Here is a 4,495-nt window from a genome sequence, read left to right on the forward strand (position 1 = left end):
TTTGATTTTTTTGATGCAGTGTAATAATTTCGCTTTTTGGTCATTCTATTCCCCTCTTATATTAGAAGAATAGCTCTTAAAAATACCTTTTTTTCGTCTAAAAATCCGCGCCTATATCACTGCTCCCATTACGTTCTCCTAAACCATAGCAAAACTAGAAGCCAAAGAACCCAAGATTAAAGTCCATCCATCCACCATCACAAAGAGCATAATTTTGAAGGGCAAAGAAATAATCAATGGTGAGAGCATCATCATCCCCATCGCCATTAACACACAAGAGACTACCATATCAATGATTAAAAAAGGTAAGAACAAAACAAAGCCTATTTGAAAAGCCGTTTTCAATTCGCTGGTTATATAAGCTGGGATTAAAACTCCCATGGAAATATCATTTAAAGATGCGGGCTTAGACTGCGCCATATTTTCAAATAAGGCTAAATCAGTTTTACGGGTTTGGTTAAGCATAAAGCGACGCAAAGGCGCTTGACCATTAGTAAGCGCTTGGGAAAAATCAATTTTTTCTGCTAGATAAGGTTGTACCGCTGTTTCATTAATCTGATTAAATACCGGCGACATAACAAAATAAGTCATGAACAAGGACATCCCTATTAATATTTGGTTGGTAGGGATGGACGCTAACCCGATGGCTTGCCTTAAGATCGACAGTACAATAATAATTCGAGTAAAGGCAGTCATGGCCATTATTAAGCCGGGTAATACGCTTAAAATGGTCATAAAAATTAAAATCTGCAAATTTACACTGTAAGACTGAGAGTTATTCGCGCCAGGTTGAACAGTCACTGCGGGTAAAGAAAGAGGATCAGCTTGGGCAATAAAGGGAAAAAGACCGAGAAGGGTAATAAAGATAAGATATTTTACTTTCATGATGATTTCCGTAACGTAGATTTTAACAAATCTGCAAAAGAGCTTTTGTTTTCTACATCAAATCCTTCCGGCTTTTGTTCCCCGAAATCATATAAAGTATTCACTGTAGATGTCCCTATCCCTATTAATAAATAACGTGCCCCTACCTTAATTAGAAGGATTCTTTCTTTAGGTCCTAAAGTCATACTCGCTATTACGTTAAAGCCTTTTGACGAACTTAACTGCACTACATTAAAGCGTTTAATTAACCATGATAATAAAAAAATAACAAACAGAACGAGTAATAAACCAGTAAGGATCTTGACTAATTCTGAATGATTTAACACAGCAGGAGCAGTGGTCGAAGTTGCAAAGGTAGCGGCGCTAATTAAATATAAACCCAGTACAAGTAAATACGGCATTTTATCATCTCAAACGTTTAATACGTTCAGCTTTACTTACTATGTCGGTTAACCTAATCCCGAATTTTTCATTCACTACCACCACCTCGCCATGGGCGACCAAAGTATTATTGACTAAAACGTCCAGTGGCTCGCCTGCTAAGCGATCTAAAGCGATAATACCACCTTGATTTAATTGTAATAAATTACGAATGGTCATTTTAGTTCGACCAATTTCAACGGTAATAGCTACTGGGATATCTAAAATCAACTCTAACTTTTCTGTTTCAGCATCATGTACTGACGCACCACTATCTGGGGTTGGCTCACCCGTTGTTTGATTTGCTTTAGCCATTTTTGCTCCCTAATACTTTATAATATCAATGATCTGTAAAGCACGTTTATCATTAGCGCTGCCTAAGGTTGCTCTAAAACTTGGTATTCCTTCAATATCTAAAGTAACGATTTCAGTCATTTCTAGAGGAATAAAATCCCCTACTTTCCAATTCATAACGGTGTCTAAAGTATCATTCGTTCTTCCCATAACAGAGCTAATAGTCAACTCAACATCCATTAATTCTTCAATCAATAATTTAATCCAGTTGGGATCAATTTCATCGTCCGAACGAGAAGCACCGATCTCCAACTGTTGCTTTAGTGGTTCTACCATAGAATAAGGGATAATGATATAAAAAGCCCCCTCTTCTTTACCAAAATTTAAGTTAAACCTTGCGACTAATAACATTTCTTCCGCTTCCGCAATATTAACTAATTGCGGGTTAGTTTCTTCATTATGTTTCGTGATATTCAGTGTTAAGATGGGTGTCCATGCTTTCATTAAATTACCCACTAATTTAGTAGTGACTAAGTCCATTACCCTTAATTCAGTGGCGGTATAATCCGATCTATTTTTTTGCGCATAGAACTGACTACTTCCACCAAAATAATAATCGACTAAATCATAAATAAAAGTACTATCAAATAAGATAATTCCTTTACCGCGTAGTGGTTGAAATTTGTAGATGGTCATGAGGCTGGGGTTAGGCAAACTCATCATAAAATCTCTATGTTTTATAACAAGCAGGGGCTCTTGCTTTACTTCAAATTCTTTAGCTGTAAGCGTATAAATATCACTCATAAATAAACGAACTGCCCGGTCATAGATTTTATCTAATACAGGAAGCTCACCTTTAACGATACGATCTTGGCCGGTAAACTTAAGTGCTTTAACCCCATCACCCTTATCTTCCTTTTCTTTTTTTTCAGCGAAGACCGATGCTTCTTCCTCTTTTTTGGGGTCCGCCTCCGTTTTTTCACTTAATGCTTCTGTTTCATCAACAGCATCAGATTCAGTTTTTTGAGGTGCCTCTTCCTCACCCACTGACTCTAAGAGTGCATCTATTTCTTCTTGTGATAAAACATCTTTTTCAGCCATAAAAGAATCCAGTCGAATGCAATAATCAGCGCAAGGTAAATAAGAATGTAAATTTATTTTATTTACAAAACAAGTGTTTAGCTTAGATAGTAATGCTTATGCAAAGGGTATGCCAGAATAAATAAAATTATTTACAAGGAATGGATTTAAAACTCAGCGGCGACAGCTCATTTGAGTTCATGCTTCTATTGGTCGGGTGAAAACTCGAGCCACACCGTAGCAACTGTCTTGAATTAAAATTCAAGACAGTTGCTACGGTGCGTTAAATTATTATCCCCTCACAATAAAAACAACAACTCAATTGATCTTGCCACTTCAGAGTTTTATACCATTTTTGGGCCTTACTCAAACATCTCGAGCTGAGGCCTCAACATGCAGTTAGTCGATGGAACAATTTCTAATAACGTCAATATTTTGACTTTAATAAAGTTCTATTGAAGTACCTAAGTCTTTTTTACACGCATTAAGATAGACGGTATTGGCAATACTAATATCTTGAATAGCTAAACCTACTGATTTAAACACCGTATAGTGATTATTATGGTGAGACTTATTACCACTAATTAAGGCACCAAGCTCTACTAGCTGACTAACCTGGATGCTTTTTTCTTCTAAGGCAGAAACAATTTCACCCGCTTCAGCACAAGCCGCTTCAATTTGATCAACGACCACTAAGGAATGGGCTAAAACCTGGTTATTGATTTCCCTCATCTGAGGGGTATGCGACCCTACAGCATTAATATGCGCACCTTCTTTTAAATCCTCTAAATGAATTAAAGGCTCAGTACTTCCTGTGGCAGCACAAATAATATCTGCGTCTTTTAACGCCTCGCGTACTGTAGAAAAACAATTAATTTCATAGTGCTTTTGATCTAACTCGTTTGCCATTTTTTTTGCATTTTCCAAAGAGCGTGACCACAAGCTAATTTTTTTAATCGAACGAACATTTAGCACAGCCTCTAATTGGGTATAAGCTTGCACTCCAGAACCAAGAATAGCAACATGGGAAGCATCTCCTTTGGCAAGATATTGAGTAGCTAAACCTGAAACTGCACCTGTGCGCATAGCAGTTAAATAACTAGCTTCCATCAGTGCTTTCCCCTCACCACTATGTTCATCAAGCAATAAAATAAGCCCATTAATACTGGGTTTATGCTGTTTACTATTATTAGGAAAAATGGAGACTACTTTTAAACCTAAGGCATCTTGTTTTCCTAAGTAAGCTGGCATCGTTAAAGTTAAGGCATTTTCATTAGCCACCGCAATTGGTGTGCGTAAAGGCAAAACAGCAGTGCCTAAATAATAATCCTTAAAAGCCTCCTCCATAGCAAGAATGGCTTGCTTCATAGTAATACAAGCGCGAATTTCTTTTTGAGTTAACACTTTTAAACCCATTTAACGACCCCCTCTAATTTTGATTAATCATCAGCTTGTTGTTGGCATACTGCTTGTGCTTGTTTTTGGCATTGAGCTTGGCAATCAGTGGCCTCAGAAGTTAAACACTGATCATTAATGCATGTTTGTGTATTATCATCAACACATTGTTCTTGATTAAAATCTTGTGATTCAATATCGACTTGCGGAATATCCGCCGCAAAAACAGATATAGACAATACCCCTCCTACTACTGCGTTAACTATTTTTAAACCTATCTTAGCCATAAAAAACTCCTTTTAATCACTCATGTTACGCACGGTCAATTTTAAGCTGCCATATTTTTAAGCTCCTGCCAAGCAATCTGGTTCGCTCTAAGAATCAATTTGTACTTAATAGCAAAGTGATTTAAATGAGTTTT

The 4,495-nt window shown here is 37.0% G+C and carries 6 protein-coding genes; all 6 read right to left on the reverse strand.

The window, feature by feature from the left end; genetic code table 11:
- Positions 1-138: 138 nt before the first annotated feature.
- The 6 genes from fliP to ELY15_RS13735 all read right to left on the reverse strand — a co-directional run bounded on the left by fliP (position 139) and on the right by ELY15_RS13735 (position 4,361).
- Positions 139-885: a flagellar type III secretion system pore protein FliP gene (fliP, locus tag ELY15_RS13710; RefSeq protein ID WP_127100991.1), complete on the reverse strand. Its 747-nt coding sequence runs from the start codon at positions 883-885 to the stop codon at positions 139-141.
- Positions 882-1,286: a flagellar biosynthetic protein FliO gene (gene fliO / locus ELY15_RS13715; RefSeq protein WP_127100993.1), complete on the reverse strand. Its 405-nt coding sequence runs from the start codon at positions 1,284-1,286 to the stop codon at positions 882-884. Before fliO ends, fliP begins: the two co-directional genes overlap by 4 nt.
- Before the next feature lie 4 nt (positions 1,287-1,290).
- Positions 1,291-1,620, reverse strand: coding sequence for a flagellar motor switch protein FliN (fliN, locus tag ELY15_RS13720; RefSeq protein WP_127100996.1), 330 nt, complete (start codon positions 1,618-1,620; stop codon positions 1,291-1,293).
- 9 nt (positions 1,621-1,629) lie between these two features.
- Positions 1,630-2,700: a flagellar motor switch protein FliM gene (fliM, locus tag ELY15_RS13725; protein WP_127100998.1), complete on the reverse strand. Its 1,071-nt coding sequence runs from the start codon at positions 2,698-2,700 to the stop codon at positions 1,630-1,632.
- A gap of 420 nt (positions 2,701-3,120) precedes the next feature.
- The gene (locus tag ELY15_RS13730) at positions 3,121-4,095 is read right to left on the reverse strand and encodes an ornithine cyclodeaminase family protein (RefSeq protein ID WP_127101000.1); all 975 of its coding nucleotides are present in this window, start codon (positions 4,093-4,095) and stop codon (positions 3,121-3,123) included.
- Positions 4,096-4,118: 23 nt separating this feature from the next.
- Positions 4,119-4,361 (reverse strand): hypothetical protein, encoded by a 243-nt coding sequence (locus ELY15_RS13735; RefSeq protein WP_127101002.1) that lies wholly within the window; start codon positions 4,359-4,361, stop codon positions 4,119-4,121.
- Positions 4,362-4,495: the final 134 nt, after the last annotated feature.

Source organism: Legionella sp. km772 (assembly GCF_003989735.1).
Lineage (GTDB): Bacteria > Pseudomonadota > Gammaproteobacteria > Legionellales > Legionellaceae > Legionella.